Origin of the sequence: Winogradskyella sp. UBA3174 (assembly GCF_002364335.1) — a bacterium.
Classification (GTDB): Bacteria; Bacteroidota; Bacteroidia; order Flavobacteriales; family Flavobacteriaceae; genus Winogradskyella.
Genome location: NZ_DEXW01000043.1, coordinates 128,544 through 146,844, shown reverse-complemented (window position 1 = coordinate 146,844; position 18,301 = coordinate 128,544). Strand labels below are relative to the sequence as shown.

Annotated in this window: 16 protein-coding genes; 2 read left to right on the top strand and 14 right to left on the bottom strand. The window is 33.4% G+C overall.

The window, feature by feature from the left end:
• Nucleotides 1-158: 158 nt before the first annotated feature.
• The 10 genes from B2U95_RS07730 to B2U95_RS07685 form a co-directional block, all read right to left on the bottom strand.
• The gene (locus B2U95_RS07730) at nt 159-1,847 is read right to left on the bottom strand and encodes an amidase family protein (protein WP_296314504.1); all 1,689 of its coding nucleotides are present in this window, start codon (nt 1,845-1,847) and stop codon (nt 159-161) included.
• A 125-nt stretch (nt 1,848-1,972) separates the two neighbouring features.
• Nucleotides 1,973-2,947, bottom strand: a complete 975-nt coding sequence (gene ftsY, locus B2U95_RS07725; protein ID WP_296314502.1) for a signal recognition particle-docking protein FtsY — start codon at nt 2,945-2,947, stop codon at nt 1,973-1,975.
• A gap of 173 nt (nt 2,948-3,120) precedes the next feature.
• Nucleotides 3,121-3,273, bottom strand: coding sequence for a DUF4295 domain-containing protein (locus tag B2U95_RS07720; protein WP_008271041.1), 153 nt, complete (start codon nt 3,271-3,273; stop codon nt 3,121-3,123).
• Between the two features lie 50 nt (nt 3,274-3,323).
• Entirely contained in the window at nt 3,324-3,506 is a 183-nt protein-coding gene (gene rpmG, locus B2U95_RS07715; RefSeq protein ID WP_296314495.1) for a 50S ribosomal protein L33, read from the bottom strand.
• Between the two features lie 26 nt (nt 3,507-3,532).
• Nucleotides 3,533-3,769, bottom strand: a complete 237-nt coding sequence (gene rpmB, locus B2U95_RS07710) for a 50S ribosomal protein L28 (RefSeq protein WP_296314493.1) — start codon at nt 3,767-3,769, stop codon at nt 3,533-3,535.
• A 115-nt stretch (nt 3,770-3,884) separates the two neighbouring features.
• Nucleotides 3,885-5,132 (bottom strand): competence/damage-inducible protein A, encoded by a 1,248-nt coding sequence (locus B2U95_RS07705; RefSeq protein WP_296314491.1) that lies wholly within the window; start codon nt 5,130-5,132, stop codon nt 3,885-3,887.
• Nucleotides 5,133-5,474 (bottom strand): Hpt domain-containing protein, encoded by a 342-nt coding sequence (locus tag B2U95_RS07700; RefSeq protein WP_296314488.1) that lies wholly within the window; start codon nt 5,472-5,474, stop codon nt 5,133-5,135.
• A complete protein-coding gene (locus B2U95_RS07695; protein WP_296314486.1) occupies nt 5,475-6,086 on the bottom strand; it encodes a fumarylacetoacetate hydrolase family protein in 612 nt (203 codons plus the stop codon).
• Between the two features lie 84 nt (nt 6,087-6,170).
• Entirely contained in the window at nt 6,171-6,947 is a 777-nt protein-coding gene (locus B2U95_RS07690) for a 3'-5' exonuclease (RefSeq protein ID WP_296314483.1), read from the bottom strand.
• 95 nt (nt 6,948-7,042) lie between these two features.
• Nucleotides 7,043-8,521 carry a helix-turn-helix domain-containing protein gene (locus B2U95_RS07685; RefSeq protein WP_296314480.1) on the bottom strand — a complete coding sequence of 493 codons (1,479 nt, stop codon included), beginning with the start codon at nt 8,519-8,521 and terminating at the stop codon, nt 7,043-7,045.
• A 125-nt stretch (nt 8,522-8,646) separates the two neighbouring features.
• Here B2U95_RS07685 and aceB point away from each other — a divergent pair, with 125 nt between their 5' ends.
• Nucleotides 8,647-10,245 (top strand): malate synthase A, encoded by a 1,599-nt coding sequence (gene aceB / locus B2U95_RS07680; RefSeq protein ID WP_296314478.1) that lies wholly within the window; start codon nt 8,647-8,649, stop codon nt 10,243-10,245.
• A gap of 84 nt (nt 10,246-10,329) precedes the next feature.
• Entirely contained in the window at nt 10,330-11,961 is a 1,632-nt protein-coding gene (locus B2U95_RS07675; protein WP_296314475.1) for an isocitrate lyase, read from the top strand.
• A gap of 91 nt (nt 11,962-12,052) precedes the next feature.
• Here B2U95_RS07675 and B2U95_RS07670 read toward each other — a convergent pair whose 3' ends face one another.
• From B2U95_RS07670 to B2U95_RS07655, 4 genes are all read right to left on the bottom strand, one after another.
• Complete coding sequence (locus tag B2U95_RS07670; protein WP_296314473.1) at nt 12,053-13,369, bottom strand: dihydrolipoamide acetyltransferase family protein; 1,317 nt, start codon at nt 13,367-13,369, stop codon at nt 12,053-12,055.
• An 80-nt stretch (nt 13,370-13,449) separates the two neighbouring features.
• On the bottom strand, nt 13,450-14,550 hold the full coding sequence (locus tag B2U95_RS07665; RefSeq protein WP_296314472.1) for a glycosyltransferase family 2 protein: 1,101 nt from the start codon (nt 14,548-14,550) through the stop codon (nt 13,450-13,452).
• A gap of 4 nt (nt 14,551-14,554) precedes the next feature.
• Nucleotides 14,555-15,172, bottom strand: a complete 618-nt coding sequence (gene recR, locus B2U95_RS07660) for a recombination mediator RecR (RefSeq protein ID WP_296314470.1) — start codon at nt 15,170-15,172, stop codon at nt 14,555-14,557.
• A gap of 83 nt (nt 15,173-15,255) precedes the next feature.
• On the bottom strand, nt 15,256-18,243 hold the full coding sequence (locus B2U95_RS07655; RefSeq protein WP_296314467.1) for a VPS10 domain-containing protein: 2,988 nt from the start codon (nt 18,241-18,243) through the stop codon (nt 15,256-15,258).
• Nucleotides 18,244-18,301 lie beyond the last annotated feature (58 nt).

Genomic DNA, 18,301 nt, shown 5'->3' with positions numbered 1-18,301 from the left:
AATTCGTCAATTCGAGTGATTCTGGAGGATGAGGAATTGTATCGAGAACTTTTACATTTAGCTTGTAAATAATATAATTTGGTTAAAGGTTTTAATATATTCCAATACAAAATTCTTAAAAAAGAATTTCAATCGAACTGATGTCAGAAGAAATTAAATTAATTATAATCCTTAGGTGCAACTCTAGCTTTAGAAGCTTGTTCATAAACATAAGCCCACTCTAACAATTGCTTTTCTTGAAGCCTCTTACCTATAAACGTTAGCCCTTTTGGCTCTCCTTTACTAGTATAACCCATAGGCACTGTTAACGCAGGATATTCTGCCACAGCAGCAAAAGCTGCGTGATAATTATTTATAGATAAAAAGCCATCTAAATTATTTGCCTTCATCGGAATGTCAAAATATTGCTTTCCGTTAGTTTTTAAAGTATCCTTAATACGTTCTAAATAATTATCATCACCATTATCATCAGCAATTCCTTTGAATAAATTTTGTCCATAAGGCATCGTTTTTAATGAGTCCTTTAAATTAAAATTCATAACATCTGAAACAGTTCTCAACATAATATCTTTATTAGCATAGCCTTCCATATAGGCTGGTAAATCCTTTTTCATGTCTAGATTAAGCAAACGAAGAAAGTTTGGCAGCCCTAATTTTTCCTCATCTATTTCAACAATTACTGCTCCTTGTTGTTTTAAAACTTTCAAAGCATTTGCATACAGTGTGTCTTGGAGTAATCGTTTTGGAGCACCGAAACGCTTTCCTTTTAGACTAGCATCTTTTATCTTCTCATAATAAAATCCAGGTTCCCATATGGCATAAATGGTTTTTGCATCTGATGTATCCTCACCAAAAATAGCATCTAATAAAATCGCATTATCCATTACATTTTTAGTAATTGGTCCTGCTGTATCTAATGTTGAAGAAATAGGGACTATACCACTACGACTTACCAAACCAACAGTTGGTTTAAATCCCACTGTAGAATTCTGACTTGCAGGAGATAAAATAGAACCAGCGGTTTCACTACCAATAGCTGCAGCACAAAAGTTAGCAGAAACAGACACTCCACTTCCAGAACTCGAACCACCAGTATCAAAAATACGTCGGCCGTAAGGATTCAGGGTTTGACCACCAATTGCAGAATAACCGCTCGGACAATCGCCACAAAAGAAATAAGCCCATTCACTTAAATTTGCTTTACCTAAAATTAAAGCTCCTTTAGATTTTAATTGGCTGACTATAAACGCATCTTCTACGAAATTATCTTTTAATGCTAATGCTCCAGCTGTGGTTACCATGTCTGATGCGTTGACATTATCTTTTAAAAGTATTGGCATTCCGTGAATAGGATGAATTTCATCGTAATCGTCAACTTCATCTAACTTATAAGCTTGTTTTATAACATTTGGATTTATTGCTATTACAGAATTTAATGAGAGCCGATTTTCACGGTCAAATTCTCTAATACGATACAAATAGAATTTAGTTAAGTCTTGATAGTTAAATTTACCATCTGCAATATGCTTTTGAAGTGTCGTAATATCTTGCTCTAAAACCAATGGCTTTAAACGATTGTAATCCGCCTCTTTAAAACCTGACATTTGTGGGCTTATGAGACTCCATATTTCAGCCTTGGCCAAGTTCTCTGAATCTAATACCTTAAAGTCCCTAAAATCTTTAGTTGATATAGCGCTTAAATCCGAAGTTGATTCATTAGTAATTAATGAATCAACTTCTGTTTCTGCGATTTCAGTTTCTTCTGCTGGTTTACTAATATCTAAAGACTTAGAATCTTTACAAGAAAAAACAAATATTAAAATGAAGAGAAAGAATGTATTGCGCATAGTTGGTGTTTTTTATAAAAATACGAAATGCAACTCTATTCTAATATTTAATGAAAAGGCTTCGACTGTTCTCAGCCAAACAATATTAAATGTATTCGTGAGATTTCTGTGTCCAGAGAAATTTATTACTTAAAAAAAGAATCCACAAACTCATACTTATTAAATACCTGTAAGTCTTCAATACCTTCGCCTACGCCAATATATTTCACAGGAATTTGAAACTGGTCACTAATACCAATCACAACTCCTCCTTTTGCAGTACCATCTAATTTGGTAACCGCTAAAGACGTTACTTCTGTTGCAGCTGTAAATTGCTTAGCTTGTTCAAAAGCATTCTGACCTGTAGAACCATCTAAAACTAATAACACATCATGTGGAGAGTTATCAATTACTTTCTGCATAACGCGTTTCACCTTAGTTAACTCATTCATTAAGTTTACTTTATTGTGTAAACGACCAGCAGTATCTATAATAATAACATCTGCATCTTGGTTAACTCCAGATTGCAAGGCATCAAAAGCTACAGAGGCAGGATCAGATCCCATGTCTTGTCTAATCATTGGAACATCTACACGATCTGCCCAAACCTGAAGTTGATCTATTGCAGCTGCTCTAAATGTATCAGCAGCACCTAAGACAACCTTAAGTCCTTGCTTTTTAAATTGGTAAGCTAACTTACCGATGGTAGTTGTTTTACCTACTCCATTAACACCAACAACCATTAAAACATACGGAGTCTTAGAACCATCAGCTTGTTTTGGTAATTCGGGTATAGTATACTCTGTTTCTTCACCAGATTTAGTTTCAGATAATAATGCTGCGATTTCTTCTCTTAGTATTTTATTCAATTCAGATGTACCAAGATACTTGTCTTGTGAGACGCGTTCTTCAATACGTGTAATAACTTTTAATGTGGTATTAACACCTACGTCACTAGTAACAAGGATTTCTTCAAGATTATCTAAAACGTCGTCATCTACTTTAGATTTTCCTGCTACAGCTTTATTTAATTTATTAAAAAAAGAGGATTTAGATTTCTCTAAACCTTTATCTAAGGTTTCTTTCTTTTCAGAAGAAAATATTTTTTTAAAAAAACTCATTTCAAATTCTATTTGCTTTGCTAATTACAACAATCTTGCCCTAAATGCTTTACTGCTAAGTTGTCATATTGTACCAATAACGGATTCAAAATAATTGACACCACCTCAAATATAGCCATAAAAAAACTGCTTTCAAATGAAAGCAGTTTTATAAATCTATATGTAAATAAAGATTATTTTTTGTTTAAAAAGTCATTGACAAATTCTGGTGCCATTACTGACTCTACGAACATGTAAGCTCCTGTTTTTGGTGATTTCACCATTTTGATAGCTTTTGTCAAACGCTTAGATCCGGTCTGTAAAGACGCAACTGATTTCTTTGCCATGGTTTATAGATGTTATTTGACAATTTCACATAAGTGAAATGTCTAAATTATTATTTAATTTCTTTATGAACTGTCATACGTTTAAGGATAGGATTAAATTTCTTAATCTCCATACGGTCTGGCGTATTCTTTTTATTCTTTGTTGTAATATATCTAGAAGTTCCTGGCTGACCAGTACCTTTGTGCTCTGTACACTCTAAGATAACTTGTATTCTATTTCCTCTTTTTGCCATTGTAAATTGACTTTAGCGCATTACGCTTATTTGTATAATCCTTTTGCTCTAGCTTCTTTTAACATCGCAGCGATACCAATTTTATTGATAGTCTTTAATGCAGATGTAGAAACCTTTAATGTTACCCACTTATCTTCTTCAGGAATATAAAAACGCTTTTTGATTAAATTAGCATCAAACTTGCGTTTTGTTTTATTCATAGCTTTAGAAACATTGTTTCCAACCATAGCTTTTTTCCCAGTAAGTTCACAAACTCTTGACATTGTATTCTTTCTTTAGGTCTATTAATTCTTAATGTTTATTGTAAAAACCATTTAAGGTTATTTTAAACAAGGGTGCAAATTTAATAAAACTTTACGTTTCATCAAACATAAAGTCTTACTTTTTTGAAATTTCTTTCTGAAGCATTTCAAAGGCTTTATTAGTCGCTTTCATTATCACTTTTTCACGCTGGTTACTAAAATCAAAAACTTCAGAATATACGTCTGTTTTTGTAGCAATAGCGATCCAAACTGTACCAACATCTGCATCTGAATCTCCTTTGGTTGGACCTGCATTACCTGTTGTACTTACAGCATAGTCTGTATTAAACAATGCCATCACATTTTTAGCCATAGTCTCTGCTACGACCTTACTCACTACAGAATAGCTCTTTATATCATCTTCAGAAACACCTAAAATATTAACCTTAGAATCTGTAGCATAGCTTACAATACTACCCTTAAAATATTTTGAAGCTCCTGCATTAGCAGTAAATCCTTGTGCAATCCTACCACCAGTACAACTTTCTGCAATCGCTAAGGTTTTACACATTTCTGTTAAACGAGAACCAATTATAGCTTCGATAGAATTGTCTTCTTCAAATCCTACAAAGATATCTTCAACTTGTGGCACTAGTAAGTTGACTTGTCTTTCCATTTCGGCTTCAACCATAGTTTTATCCATAGCTTTAGCAGATAATCTTAATCGTACCCTACCCAAACTTGGTAAGTATGCGAGCTTTATAAAATCGGGTAATGCATCTGCAAACGTTTCAATTCTGTCTGCAATAGCACTTTCTCCTAAACCATAGGTTAAAAGTGTTTTGTGCATTATAAAGGGAAACTTAAATTGTTCTAACAACTGAGGTATTACCAAATTAGAAATTAGAGCTTTCATCTCGTAAGGCACTCCTGGTAATGACACAAACACTTTACCATTCTTCTCTATCCACATACCTGGTGCAGTCCCAAATTGATTCCTTAAAACTTTAGCTTTAGAAGGAACTAAAGCTTGTTGTCTATTAATATCTGAAATCGGAGTCTTAATATATTTTGAAAATAAATACTCAACATGAGCAAGCACCTCTTTGCTTTCTACTAAAGTATCATTAAAATATTCGCAAAGTGTGTGCTTTGTAATATCGTCTTTTGTAGGACCTAAACCACCTGTAATAATTATAATATCTGCATTCTGTTCAGCTTCTTTTAAGGCCTTTAAAATATGAGTCTTATCATCTTGAATTGACGTAATTTGATATATAGAAATACCAACTTTATTCAATTCTTTACCTAAAAACGCTGAATTTGTATCTATAATCTGGCCAATGAGAATCTCATCGCCAATCGTAATTATCTCTGCTTGCATTTACAGTCCGAAATCGGCTTTAATTTCGTTTACAGCATTATCTACAGCTGTAAGCACAGTTTGTAGTTGTGCCGTTACATCTTTATCTTCTTGCTCATGTTTTCCCCAATCTTGTACCTCTATTAATGCATCTAACACACCAAGCTCGAACAAATCTATTGTAGGTTTCATTTTATGAGCCGCCTGATAGGTTTCGTAGAAATCACCTCCTGGCACAGACTTTCTCAAACGTTCTGCATCTTCTGGTACTTCTTCAATAAAAGCTGCTGCTAATGCTGCAACAAAATCTTCATCACCTTCAGCCATTTCGCGAACGCGATGTAATTTATAATATTCTGACATTTATTTTATTTTAATAGAAAACAATTCTTCGTCTTCGATATATCCTTTTAATTCATCGTTTGCAAAAACCTTACCAACTCCAGCAGGTGTGCCTGTAAAGATAACGTCTCCAATTTTTAAAGTGAAATATTTTGACACATATTCTATAAGTTCATCAACTTTCCAAAGCATTAGTTCTGTACTTGCAGACTGTACAATATCATCGTTCCTTTTTAAACTGAAATTGATATTATCTATATTTTGAAATTTGGTCTTTGGCAACCATTTCCCAATAACCGCAGCACCATCAAAGGCTTTAGCTTTTTCCCAAGGTAAGCCTTTAGCTTTTAATTTTGCTTGAAGATCTCTTGCTGTAAAATCAATTCCAAGTCCTACTTCATCATAATATTTATGTGCAAAGTTCTTATCAATGTGCTTCCCTACTTTATTAATCTTCACCAAAACCTCAACCTCATGATGTATATCATCTGAGAAATCTGGAATAAAAAACGGCTGCTTTTTTAATAATATCGCTGTATCTGGTTTTAAAAACACCACAGGCTCTGTTGGCTTTTCGTTCTCTAATTCTTTAATGTGGTCTGTGTAATTGCGACCTATACAGATTAGTTTCATATAAAAATAGAATCAACACCGCTTCTCTGATAGAAACAAGATGCTCGTTGAGTTGCATTAGTCTAAATTATTGTTTCTTGTTTCTTAACCCAATTTATTATTAAACTGACGTAACTTAATTGCAGTTAACACTTTTTTAGTGTACAAGGGAAAATCTGCATTTAGTAACCATCCAAAATAACCAGGTTCTTTATCCATAACATCTACGACTCTTTTTCCTTTGTGCTTACCAAAAGCGAAACATTCCTCATCTTCTTTGTTGAAGATTAAAAAACCAGCAAAATCTGCAAACTTTTTATGGGTGCTAAATTCTGCTAAAAATTTGGTGTCGTTTTCTAAGTTATCGTATTTAGAGAGTTGTGCTTTTAATACTTCGTATGTTGCTTTTGTATCTGCTTCTGCACTATGCGCATCATCTAAGTTTTTATCGCAATAAAATTTATAAGCTGCGCTTAATGTGCGTTGTTCCATTTTATGAAAAATAGTCTGAACATCTACAGCTTGTCTCCCTTTCATGTCAAAATCTATGTCTGCTCTTAGCATTTCTTCTGCTAGTAACGGAATATCAAAACGATTAGAATTAAAACCACCTAAGTCTGAATCTTTTATAAGATTATAAATTTCTTTAGATAATTCTTTAAACGTTGGTTTACCTACTACATCTACATCTGAAATACCATGAATAGCAGTAACCTCTGCCGGAATTGGCATCTCAGGGTTTACTACCCAAGTTTTAGTCTCCTCCTTACCGTCTGGATAAACTTTAAGAATTGAAATTTCAACAATTCTGTCTTTAGAAATATTAATTCCTGTAGTTTCTAAGTCGAAAAAACAGATGGGATTGTTAAGGTTGAGTTGCATTGTCTTTATTTTGAATATCAAAGATAAATAGAATTAGCAGAATAGCCTTGAAAGGATTGAAACGATTTTTTCATCTGAAAACTATTTTACTAAATTTAAGACTTAAACTTATCATTTAACTCTTCAACAATAAGTTCTATCTTTTTGTTTTTGTCTGCGCGCTCTAAAACAATAGCTGGTGCTTGCCTCACCTTACAATCTTTAATATCACAGCGCTCACAAGTAACTCCAACATTCTGAATTTTAATTTTTGGATCTTCCAAAAACTTAAGCTTTCGCTGTAATTGCTTGTTAATTAACAAGCCAACACTAATACTTCGGTAATGATTATCACGAAATGGATCTTTAGTTGCAGATGATAACACTAAATACTTTGTGTCATCTCCTTCATAATTAGAAATCTGCATATCAAAAATATGCTCTTCTGTATTTTTACTTATATCTTTTAATACTTTTAAGGATACCCAACGCCTACAATAATGTTCGTTGGCTTCATTGGCACGAGGTGAATGCTGATGCGATAAATGCAATTCCTTTTTTAAATAAAACCCTTCACTATCTCCTTTATGCGTAAATCTTAAAAAGAATAAATTCTGAATATTAAAGGCTTTAGGCAAAATGTTGGTTAAACGCTGATAAAACGATTCTGGTGAGGCATTAAAGGCTTCTAACGTTTTAAGAAATAAGGTTTCGTCAAAGGTGTCTTTTTCAAAAATAGCTTCTAATTGTAAGGTTAATGCATCCTTAGGAATAATTAACGCACCTGCAAAATATGAGGCATAAAAATTATTAAGCACCTGATCGAAGCTTTTAAATTTTATCCATGGAAACGTATATAACCGATCCGATATTTCTAAAAAATTATAAGCAATTTCTTTAGCATATATGAAGGTACGCTGTGCTTCATCTATTCCATCTGCAAGTAATAATGCCTTTGTTTTAGGTACAAAAACTGAACGTAAGTTTTCTAAAGCTTCATATTTACTTAGTTCATTATACGCAATCACATAACCATACTCTTCAGTTAATATATCTTCTAAATCTTTAGACGTAGTTGGTTGTTTTAAATCTATATGATAGGCTTTAGCAAACTTTATGACGCTTTGTTCTAAATCATCGAAGTAATTATTGTTTGCTTCCTGAAACGAACGTACAGATGCCAAAAAAAAGCTTTCTCTACTAAAATTATAATGCTGTGCAATTTCTATTATTGTACTAATAAATGCATTCACTTTTGCTGGTGCATTTGCAACAATATCTATTAGGTTACTTTCTTTAATCCCAAAAAGCTCTAAAGGAATTTCTTTTAAAATTTTAGACCGCAACAAATCACCTATTGGAGCTAAATTCTTATCCAACTTTAAAGAGACCATTTGGTCATAAGGCACATCTAGCCTTTCTGAAAGTGTAACAATTTTATCTGGCTTAGGATATTTCTTCCCTTTTTCAATTTCGTTTAAATATGATTTTGATAGTCCAGAAAGTTTGGATAATCCAAATAATGATAAATTTTTATCAGTTCTTATCTGTTTTAGCTTTAGGCCAAATATGAGTTTTATATAATCTTGTTCCATAATTAATAATCAAAGATAATAATTTTTGCGAATAAACTAATTTTTGTGAACTTAATCGTTTTAGCGAACGTTCGCTTGTTTTATAAAAATATTTGTTTTACCATTGATATATAAATAACAATATCATGGAATACACATTATTAAAATCACCTCAATTCTCTTTCTCTAAAGACGTTAATAATTACTATCCAGAAATCTTAACGGATGAAGCACTTAACTTTTTAACTATGCTTCATGAAAAATTTAATACTGAGCGATTAGAATTATTAGAGAAACGCACAAACCAACAGCGCTTATTTGACGATGGTAAGTTTCCTGAGTTTCCAAAAGAAACTGAAGCTATTAGAAATGGTGAATGGAAAGCCGGTAATATCCCAAATGACTTACAAGATAGACGTGTTGAGATTACTGGACCCGTTGATCGAAAAATGATCATAAACGCTCTAAATTCTGGTGCCAAAACATTTATGGCCGATTTAGAAGATAGCAATGCACCAACATGGAAAAACACAATAGAAGGTCAGCAAAATTTAATTGATGCTAATAAGAAAACAATTGAATTAGTAGATTCAAAACGAGGAAAATCATATCATTTAAATAATAAAACAGCTGTTCTTTTATTAAGACCGAGGGGCTTACACCTTAACGAAAGGCACATTATAATTAATAATGCCGAAACTTCGGGCAGCTTAGTAGATTTTGGTTTATATGTATTTCATAATACAAAAACCATGTTAGAGAATGGTACTGCACCATATTTCTACTTACCAAAATTAGAACATTATACAGAGGCACGTTGGTGGAATAAAGTGTTTGAATTTGCGCAAGACTATCTTAATGTACCAAACGGAACATTTAAAGCTACTGTCTTAGTAGAAACTATTACCGCAAGTTTTCAACTAGATGAAATCATCTATGAACTCAAAGATCATATTGTAGGTTTAAATTGCGGTCGTTGGGATTATATTTTCTCATACATCAAAAAATTCAGAAACCATCCTAATTTTGTTGTGCCTAATCGTGACCAAGTTACTATGACAACACCTTTTATGGATGCGTATTCTAAACTGGTAATTCAAAGATGTCACAAAAGAGGCATTTTAGCAATTGGAGGAATGGCTGCACAAATTCCTATTAAAAATAATAAAAAAGCAAATGCAGCAGCTTTAGAAAAAGTAAGAAAAGACAAAGAGCGTGAAGTTAAAAACGGACACGATGGTACTTGGGTTGCACATCCTGCTTTAGTTGAAATAGCAATGAACGAATTTAACAAACACATGCCAACACAAAATCAATTACATGTAACACGTAACGATATAAACATTACAGAACAAGACTTAGTAGAACTACCAAAAGGTACTATAACAGAAGTTGGCATTAGAAAAAACATCAATGTTGGTATTCTATATACTGAAGCTTGGCTGAGAGGTCATGGAGCTGTAGCTCTTTATAATTTAATGGAAGATGCTGCCACTGCAGAAATATCTAGAACACAAGTTTGGCAATGGTTAAAAAACGAAGTCATACTAGAGGATGGACGCAAATTCAATAGAGAATTCTACAATGACGTATTAAACGATGAAGTAGAAAAAATTATAAAAGAATTTGGAGAAGACAACATCGAAAACTCCAAGTTTAAATTAGCCATAGAGCTTTTTGATAGATTGGTTTTATCCGAAGAATTTGAAGAATTCTTAACGCTTTCAGCATACAAATACATATAAAAAAAATGTCTCGCAACTACTGTAATAGTTTACGAGACTCAATTATCAAAATCTAGAAAAACTTTAATAATTAAATACAAAATTATGAAAAATTTAGCACAAAGTAATTACAGTTCAGCACTAGAAACTGTAAGAAATCTTAAAGTAAAGTATGGAAATGCTTGGAATGCAATTAATCCTGAAAGTGCAGCCAGAATGGTATCTCAAAATCGTTTTGCTACAGGTTTAGATATTGCTAAATACACAGCAGCTATTATGAGAAAAGATATGGCAGAGTACGATGCAGATTCTTCAAATTATACACAATCTCTTGGTTGCTGGCATGGGTTTGTGGCACAACAAAAAATGATAGCTGTTAAAAAGCATCACAAAACTACCAACAAAAAATACTTATATCTTTCAGGTTGGATGGTCGCTGCTTTACGTTCTGAGTTTGGACCATTACCAGATCAATCAATGCACGAAAAAACTGCTGTTCCCTCATTAATAAAAGAAATCTATGATTTCTTGCGTCAAGCAGATGCGATTGAACTTAATGATTTATTTAAAAGATTGAAAAAAGGAGAAGATATACAAGATCAAATTGATAATTTTGAAACACATATTGTTCCAATTATAGCAGATATTGATGCTGGTTTTGGTAATGAAGAAGCGACGTATTTGTTAACTAAAAAAATGATTGAAGCTGGAGCTTGTGCTATTCAGATTGAAAATCAAGTTTCCGATGCTAAACAATGTGGTCATCAAGATGGAAAAGTAACTGTACCACATGAAGATTTTATTGCTAAACTCAATGCTATTAGATATGCGTTTTTAGAACTGGGAGTAGGTGAAGGAATTATTGTTGCAAGAACAGATTCTGAAGGAGCTGGTTTAACGCAAAAGCTTCCAGTAAGTCAAGAACCTGGAGATTTAGCCTCTCAGTATTTAGCCTTTGTAAAAGGGGAAGAAATTGACATTTCTGATGCTAAGGAAGATGACGTACTTCTTAAAAGGGATGGTAAATTAGTTCGTCCTGTACGATTAGCTAATGGTTTATATAAATTTAAGGAAGGCTCAAACATAGATCGTGTAGTTTTAGATTGTATTACGAGTCTGCAAAATGGAGCTGATCTATTATGGATTGAAACTCCAACCCCTAACGTAAAGCAAATTGCACATATGGTAAATAGAGTTAAAGAAGTTGTACCTAATGCTAAGTTGGTTTACAATAATTCACCTTCATTTAACTGGACGTTGAGTTTCCGTAATCAAGTATTTGAAGAAATGCTAGATGAAGGAGAAAACATGACAGCTTATGATAGAAACAATTTAATGGATACACAATATGATACTACAGAATTAAGCTATCGTGCTGATCAGAAAATAAAAACATTTCAAATAGATAGCGCAAGAGAAGCGGGGATTTTCCACCACTTAATTACATTACCAACATATCATACAACTGCGCTTCACATGAATGATTTAACAGATGGTTATTTTGGAGATGAAGGTATGTTAGCTTATGTAAAAGGTGTGCAGAGACAAGAAATCCGCAAAGGAGTTTCTTGTGTAAAGCACCAGCGCATGGCAGGATCTGACCTTGGAGATGATCATAAAACTTTCTTTGCTGGAGACAAAGCTTTAAAAGCTGGTGGTGAAAATAACACGTCTAATCAATTTGAAGTTAAGACAAAGAGTCCTAAAATTGAGCGAAAATTAAATGTAGTTGCATAAATAACTTAAAGATTACTAACAAAAAAAGCACAGTGTTAAAACTGTGCTTTTTTCTTTTCTATAATGAATCCCCATTTTTCAGAGGGATTTGTTAGATTTCCCGAGAAGAATCCCAAGCTTCTAAATAATCTTTAACTGCTTTTACAAACTGCCCACCTAAAGCTCCGTTAACCACTCTATGATCGTAAGAGTGTGATAAAAACATTTTATATCGGATACCAATAAAATCACCTTCTGGTGTTTCTATAACGGCAGGTACTTTTCTAATAGCACCTAATGCCAAAATAGCAACTTGTGGTTGGTTAATAATTGGTGTCCCCATAATGCTACCAAATGTACCAACATTAGTAACCGTATAAGTTCCGCCTTGTATGTCGTCTGGCTTTAAATTGTTTTCTCTTGCACGTTTAGCTAAATCATTTACTTTTTTAGCCATACCCAATAAGTTTAACTGGTCTGCATCTTTAATAACAGGTACAATTAAATCTCCATTTCCTAATGCAGCAGCCATACCTAAATTGATATGCTTCTTTTTAATGATCGTATCACCTTGTATAGCAATATTAATCATAGGGAAGTCTCTAATAGCTTTTGCTACAGCTTCCATAAATATTGGCGTAAAGGTTAGATTTTCACCTTCACGTTTTTTAAAGCTGTCTTTATGTTTGTTTCTCCAGTTCCAAATGTTTGTAACATCTGCTTCGATAAATGATTGTACATGTGCAGACGTCTGAATTGAATCTACCATGTGCTTAGAAATGAGTTTACCCATTCTGGTCATTTCTATAATCTCATCATCTCCAGAAGCTACTATTGGTGGTGCTTTTGGTTTTTCAACTGCTTTAATGGGTACTGATGTTGCTTCAACTTTTTGCTCAACTACAGGCTCGGCTTTTAGAGCTGAACTGCGAGACCCCAAATAACCTTTAATATCATTTTTAGTAACACGCCCATCCTTTCCTGTTCCAGGAATAGTATCTAATTCTGCTTGAGAAACACCTTCTTGTTTTGCAATATTCTTAACGAGTGGTGAGTAAAAACGCTCTTCTGAAGATACAACAGGTGCTACAGCAGTTTTAGCTGCTACAACTGTTTGTGCCACTTCAGCTATAGCTTTAGGAGCTTCAGGCTCAGATACTGATGCTTTTATTTCAATAGTATCACCACCTTCAGTTTGAATAACTGCGATGGTTTGACCAACTTGTACAACATCATCTACATCAAATAGTTTTTCAACTAGTATGCCGTCTACCTCACTAGGCACTTCACTATCTACTTTATCTGTAGCAATTTCTAAAACGGCTTCATCTGCCTCAATTGTTTCACCAATATCTTTAAGCCAGGAGGTTATAGTTGCTTCCGCAACACTCTCTCCCATTTTAGGTAATTTAAGTTCAAACTTTGCCATATCTTTAATTTGAAGGTCTTTATTCGCTAAGCGATTGCAAAATTAGTAAAAAAAGAGATATTTCGTTGCTATTTATTCAATTAAAAATGAATAATAGTCCCTCTGTTTATTGCACTATCACTTCCGATGATAAAATTACTATTTTTCGGTAATAATCTAAATACTATATGTTCTTGTTTTGATTTTTCTTTCATATCTGCAATTACAGACTTAATTTGAAGGTGATTAAAATCATATACTAACATACTTTGATTTGGTACTTCATTTAAAACCTGAGGTAAAACACTTACAGGTTGTTCTAATTTATCTATTAATTTGTTATCTGTTTTGGTTGCAAAAACATAAGTCTGATTAGCCTTTACAGGCTCCAACTTTTGTGTAGTTCTGAGAATGAACGCAAGCTTTATACCAAGCCAGACAAGACTATTAAATAATTTATTCCGTTTAAAATGCTTTTTATAAAATATCTGCATTGCGCCATAAAAGCGCTTAGCATAGTTAGCATCTCTTAGCGTACTTTCACCTTTAAAGTGAATGATCGTGGTTTCTCCAAAATAATAGTTGGTATATCCTGCTTTTAATACTTTATATGACAAATCTATATCTTCACCATACATAAAATAGTCTTCATCAAAGCCACCAACCTTTTGATAAACCTCTTTTGTCATAAACATAAAAGCGCCAACCAAAATATCTACTTCGCCAACTGATTCTGCTTTTAAAGTATTAGCATAATAGCCTTTGGCATTACCCAACATCTTTTTTAAAGATACCTTTGGCGTTGGTACATTACGTTTACTTTCTGGTAAAAAATTTCCTTTTCCATCTATTAATTGACAACCAACTATACCTAAGTTTTTTTTAGAGTTTGAAAATTTTAAAAGTTTAATAAATGTGTCTTCTGCAACAACCGTATCTGGATTGAGAATACACAAATACTCTCCTTTAGCTAAATCTACACCTATATTATTCCCTTTTGAAAACCCTGAATTATCTTTATTTTTAATTAGCTTAACTTCTGGAAATAGGCTTTTAACCATTGCACAACTATCATCCGATGAGCTATTATCTACTACAATAATTTCAGCATCAAGTGTTTCAATAGATGACTGGACACTTTTTAGACATAATTCTAAAAAATAACGCACATTATAGTTAAGTATAATTACAGATAGTTTCAAATACTTATAATTTTAGTGATGCCTCAAAAGGTATACGATCTACAATACTTCTACCTAAAGTAATTTCGTCTGTATATTCTAATTCATTTCCAGCTGCAACACCTCTAGCAATAGTAGACATATTTACCTCATAATCTTGTATTTGCCTGAATATATAGAAATTAGTGGTATCACCCTCCATTGTTGGACTCATAGCAAAAATTAATTCTTTCACTTGTCCCTGTTTAACTTTTTCTACTAGAGATGTTATATTTAAATCTTGAGGTCCAATCCCATCCATTGGTGATATTTTACCTCCTAAGACATGATAAAGTCCTTTAAATGAGCTTGTGTTTTCCACTGCCATAACGTCTCTAATATCCTCAACAACACAGATTAATTCTTTCTTTCGATTTGGGTTTTCACAAATTTCACATAATACTTTATCACTTATATTGTGACACGATTTACAGAAATTAATTTCTGCTCTAACTTTAGATAATGCTTGAGACAATTGTAATGTCTGATCCTCTGGCTGCCTTAATAAATGTAAAACCAAACGCAATGCAGTCCGCTTACCAATTCCTGGTAACTGCGACATTTCATTTACTGCATTTTCTAATAATTTAGATGAAAATTCCATAGATGCGAAGGTACTGATTTTTACAAATAAAAAGTCCAACTGTAATTACTACAATTGGACTTTTTTTAATATTTGATTCGTTATTATTTTAAAATCAATTTCTTAGTGATTTCTCCTTTATTGCTATTAAGTTTAACAAAATACATACCAGCGCCATAAGACGATACATCTACTGAAAGTCCGTTTAGCAAATTAACTTTCTTTCCATAAAACATTAACTTACCAATTGTATTATATATCCTAATACTAACATCTTCAGATTTATTCCACTTTATATTTACTTCATTTGTTGCTGGATTTGGATATAATGAAAAATTTTCTAATTCAAACTCCTCAACGCTCAAAGGATTAAAAATATTAGATCGCCATAAACCTCTTCCGTAAGTAGCTGCATATAATTTTCCGTCTACATTATTAACTTCTAGCTCGTTAATCCTAACGTTTGGCAAACCATTATTAAATGGATTCCAAGTATCGCCTAAAGTGTTGTCTGTATAATAGATACCGTAATTCATACCAACATAAAGACCATCTTCGCCGTTATCTTGCCAAGCTAATGCTTGTGCTGAAAAGTTTGGTAAATCCCATAAAATTGAAGTCCAACTAACACCATTATCTGTACTCGTATAAACTTTTTGATTATTTGTTGTTGCTATTGCAATTTTTGTTGGGTCTGTAGGATGAACAGCAATTTCGTTAATTCTACCTCCGCTAAGATCTAAACTAGATGCTGTCCATATTGTACCACCATTAGTTGTAAACCAAAAGACCCCATTAATCGCTAAATACATTATTTGGTTGTTTATTGGTGCAACTTTAAAATGATCAATATTTGCTCCAAAATTCTGTGAAATTGAAGTCCATGTATTTCCACTATTTAAGGATGTATAGACCTCATCAAAGGCAGCATATATTCTATTTTGCACTATAGGATCTTGCTCAAAAGGCACTACCCAATTCCAATTATTCTGACCGCCTTTATCATCTGGCTGATTAACACCTTGAATACTTTCTCCGCGATCTATAGACCTAACAAATGAACCAAACTGTGATGTACCATAGATAATTGAAGTATTATTTTTATCTACAAAACCTTCCATACCGTCTGCTCCCCACCAATCTATCCAATTACCATTTGCCCTTAAAACAGAAGATCCGTTATCTTGAGAACCACCTGTTACCACAACAGGATTTGTTTGACTAATACCAATTTTATAAAATTGTCTAATACCCAGACCTGGTGTTAAATCTGTGTAATAATCACTATTAACAAGTTTTGGATTTTCAGCTTTAAAAATCCCACCGTCAGAACCTACAAAAAGTTTAGTGTTTACTCCAGAGCCTGAAAACAACATGATATCTACATCAGCATGACAATAGCCTATATTATTACTAGCAGCGTTATTAGGCGTCCACTGTGAGGTGATACTAAAATCTACACCTCCATTTGTAGAACGCCAAGTATTAATACCTGCAATGTGCACATCATCAATATCACCTGGATGTACTACAATATCCATATCTCTAGGTGCCTGACCTCGGTCATCAAAACCTAAAGAATTATATCCAAAATAATTTGCAGTGTGAGCAAGTTTCGCGAAATTATTACCATTGTCGGTTGATTTATGAAAACCTCCAAAAACTCCTCCTTCAGCCTCTAATACATATACAACAGACGGATCATCTGCAGAAACACCAATCATTTTTGGACCTGAAGAAAATTGATTAGGTGCAGACTCAAAGCCATCAGAAAATATAACACCTGAGTTATTAGTTTCAACTGATATGTCATCTAAAGTTAAACCTCTTCCATAATTTGAAGTGCCTTCAAAAGCAATATAATAATCTGAACTCACACTTGGTAAGCTAAGTGTAATGTCTGACCAATTAGCAGATTCTGCTGTATACTCTGCTAGTTGTGTCCAAGTACCAGCACTAGAGGTTTTATAAAAAACTCTAAGTTCATCAATATCGCCAGCCCAATTCACTTGTGTGTAAGAAAATTTCACCTCAGGGTTTACTGCACCACTTAGGTTTAATGAAGGAGATACCAATCTTGTTTTTGGTTGAGAAAAGTTACCAATATAAAATAACGCCATAGCATTACCTGTTCTCGGCACTACGGTATTGTTTTGATTAGAACCACTCGTTGTCCAAGCATTTGACCCAGAGACATATTCTTGTGCCCAAGCGTCTAATCCATCTGCACTATTAAACGTTAACCCACCATCTGTTGATTTATAAAAATTATTACCAGATGCATAGATTGTATTGGGATCACCAGGTTTAAATTCTACATCATAACCATTTGTTGCACCTCCATTAATTCTACTCCAATTTAAACCACCATCTATTGATTTATATAGACCAGAACCTTCGGCACTACAATACATTTTTGAGGCATCCGTTGGATGAATTAATATTTTATTAATATTACCTCCTGGCAAAATACCATGCAATGTCCAAGTTGATCCAGCATCTGTAGACTTAAAAATTGAACCACCTCTAGATCCCCAATAATAAGTTGAACTGTTTAACGGATCTATAGCAAGAGCATACACATCAATATTGGCTAAATTATCTGTTAAAACAGTCCATGAAGTTCCACCATCTAAACTTCGCCATACACCACCTGTTTGACTTCCTACTATAATATGATTTAAATTACCTTCTTCAATTGCTACTGAAGTTACCCTACCTACTCCTGGATTGTAACCTGAAGTTGCATCCCAATACGTTGGTCCCATTTCTTCCCAAGTACCGACTATAGTTTTAGGCGTAATACCTTCACTATTTATTTGAGAATTATAATTTTGTAATTCGTTGTAATAAAATTCTGGAGATTTCAGTTTACCCGTTTCATCCATCGCACGCTCAGCAAAATATTGCCAACGCTTAAATGGTTTATAACCATTTCCTCTTTCTCTGCCTACGGAATCAAAATGACGTTCAGCAATTTCACTGATAAAATATACGGTGTGTGTACCTTCGGCAATTAATTTCTTATAATCTTGTGCAAACAGGTTAAATCCAATTGCAAGGACCGCAACTAAAAGGGTTAACTTTTTCATATTTGTTCAATTTTTTGGGGCTTTTTTTTTCAAATGTACTACATTTCGTGAAATTTAT

Excerpts from the sequence above, each read along its gene's own strand:
- B2U95_RS07730 (WP_296314504.1), bottom strand. The coding sequence starts at position 1,847 with ATGCGCAATACATTCTTTCTCTTCATTTTAATATTTGTTTTTTCTTGT.
- ftsY (WP_296314502.1), bottom strand. The coding sequence starts at position 2,947 with ATGAGTTTTTTTAAAAAAATATTTTCTTCTGAAAAGAAAGAAACCTTA.
- B2U95_RS07720 (WP_008271041.1), bottom strand. The coding sequence starts at position 3,273 with ATGGCAAAGAAATCAGTTGCGTCTTTACAGACCGGATCTAAGCGTTTG.
- rpmG (WP_296314495.1), bottom strand. The coding sequence starts at position 3,506 with ATGGCAAAAAGAGGAAATAGAATACAAGTTATCTTAGAGTGTACAGAG.
- rpmB (WP_296314493.1), bottom strand. The coding sequence starts at position 3,769 with ATGTCAAGAGTTTGTGAACTTACTGGGAAAAAAGCTATGGTTGGAAAC.
- B2U95_RS07705 (WP_296314491.1), bottom strand. The coding sequence starts at position 5,132 with ATGCAAGCAGAGATAATTACGATTGGCGATGAGATTCTCATTGGCCAG.
- B2U95_RS07700 (WP_296314488.1), bottom strand. The coding sequence starts at position 5,474 with ATGTCAGAATATTATAAATTACATCGCGTTCGCGAAATGGCTGAAGGT.
- B2U95_RS07695 (WP_296314486.1), bottom strand. The coding sequence starts at position 6,086 with ATGAAACTAATCTGTATAGGTCGCAATTACACAGACCACATTAAAGAA.
- B2U95_RS07690 (WP_296314483.1), bottom strand. The coding sequence starts at position 6,947 with ATGCAACTCAACCTTAACAATCCCATCTGTTTTTTCGACTTAGAAACT.
- B2U95_RS07685 (WP_296314480.1), bottom strand. The coding sequence starts at position 8,521 with ATGGAACAAGATTATATAAAACTCATATTTGGCCTAAAGCTAAAACAG.
- aceB (WP_296314478.1), top strand. The coding sequence starts at position 8,647 with ATGGAATACACATTATTAAAATCACCTCAATTCTCTTTCTCTAAAGAC.
- B2U95_RS07675 (WP_296314475.1), top strand. The coding sequence starts at position 10,330 with ATGAAAAATTTAGCACAAAGTAATTACAGTTCAGCACTAGAAACTGTA.
- B2U95_RS07670 (WP_296314473.1), bottom strand. The coding sequence starts at position 13,369 with ATGGCAAAGTTTGAACTTAAATTACCTAAAATGGGAGAGAGTGTTGCG.
- recR (WP_296314470.1), bottom strand. The coding sequence starts at position 15,172 with ATGGAATTTTCATCTAAATTATTAGAAAATGCAGTAAATGAAATGTCG.
- B2U95_RS07655 (WP_296314467.1), bottom strand. The coding sequence starts at position 18,243 with ATGAAAAAGTTAACCCTTTTAGTTGCGGTCCTTGCAATTGGATTTAAC.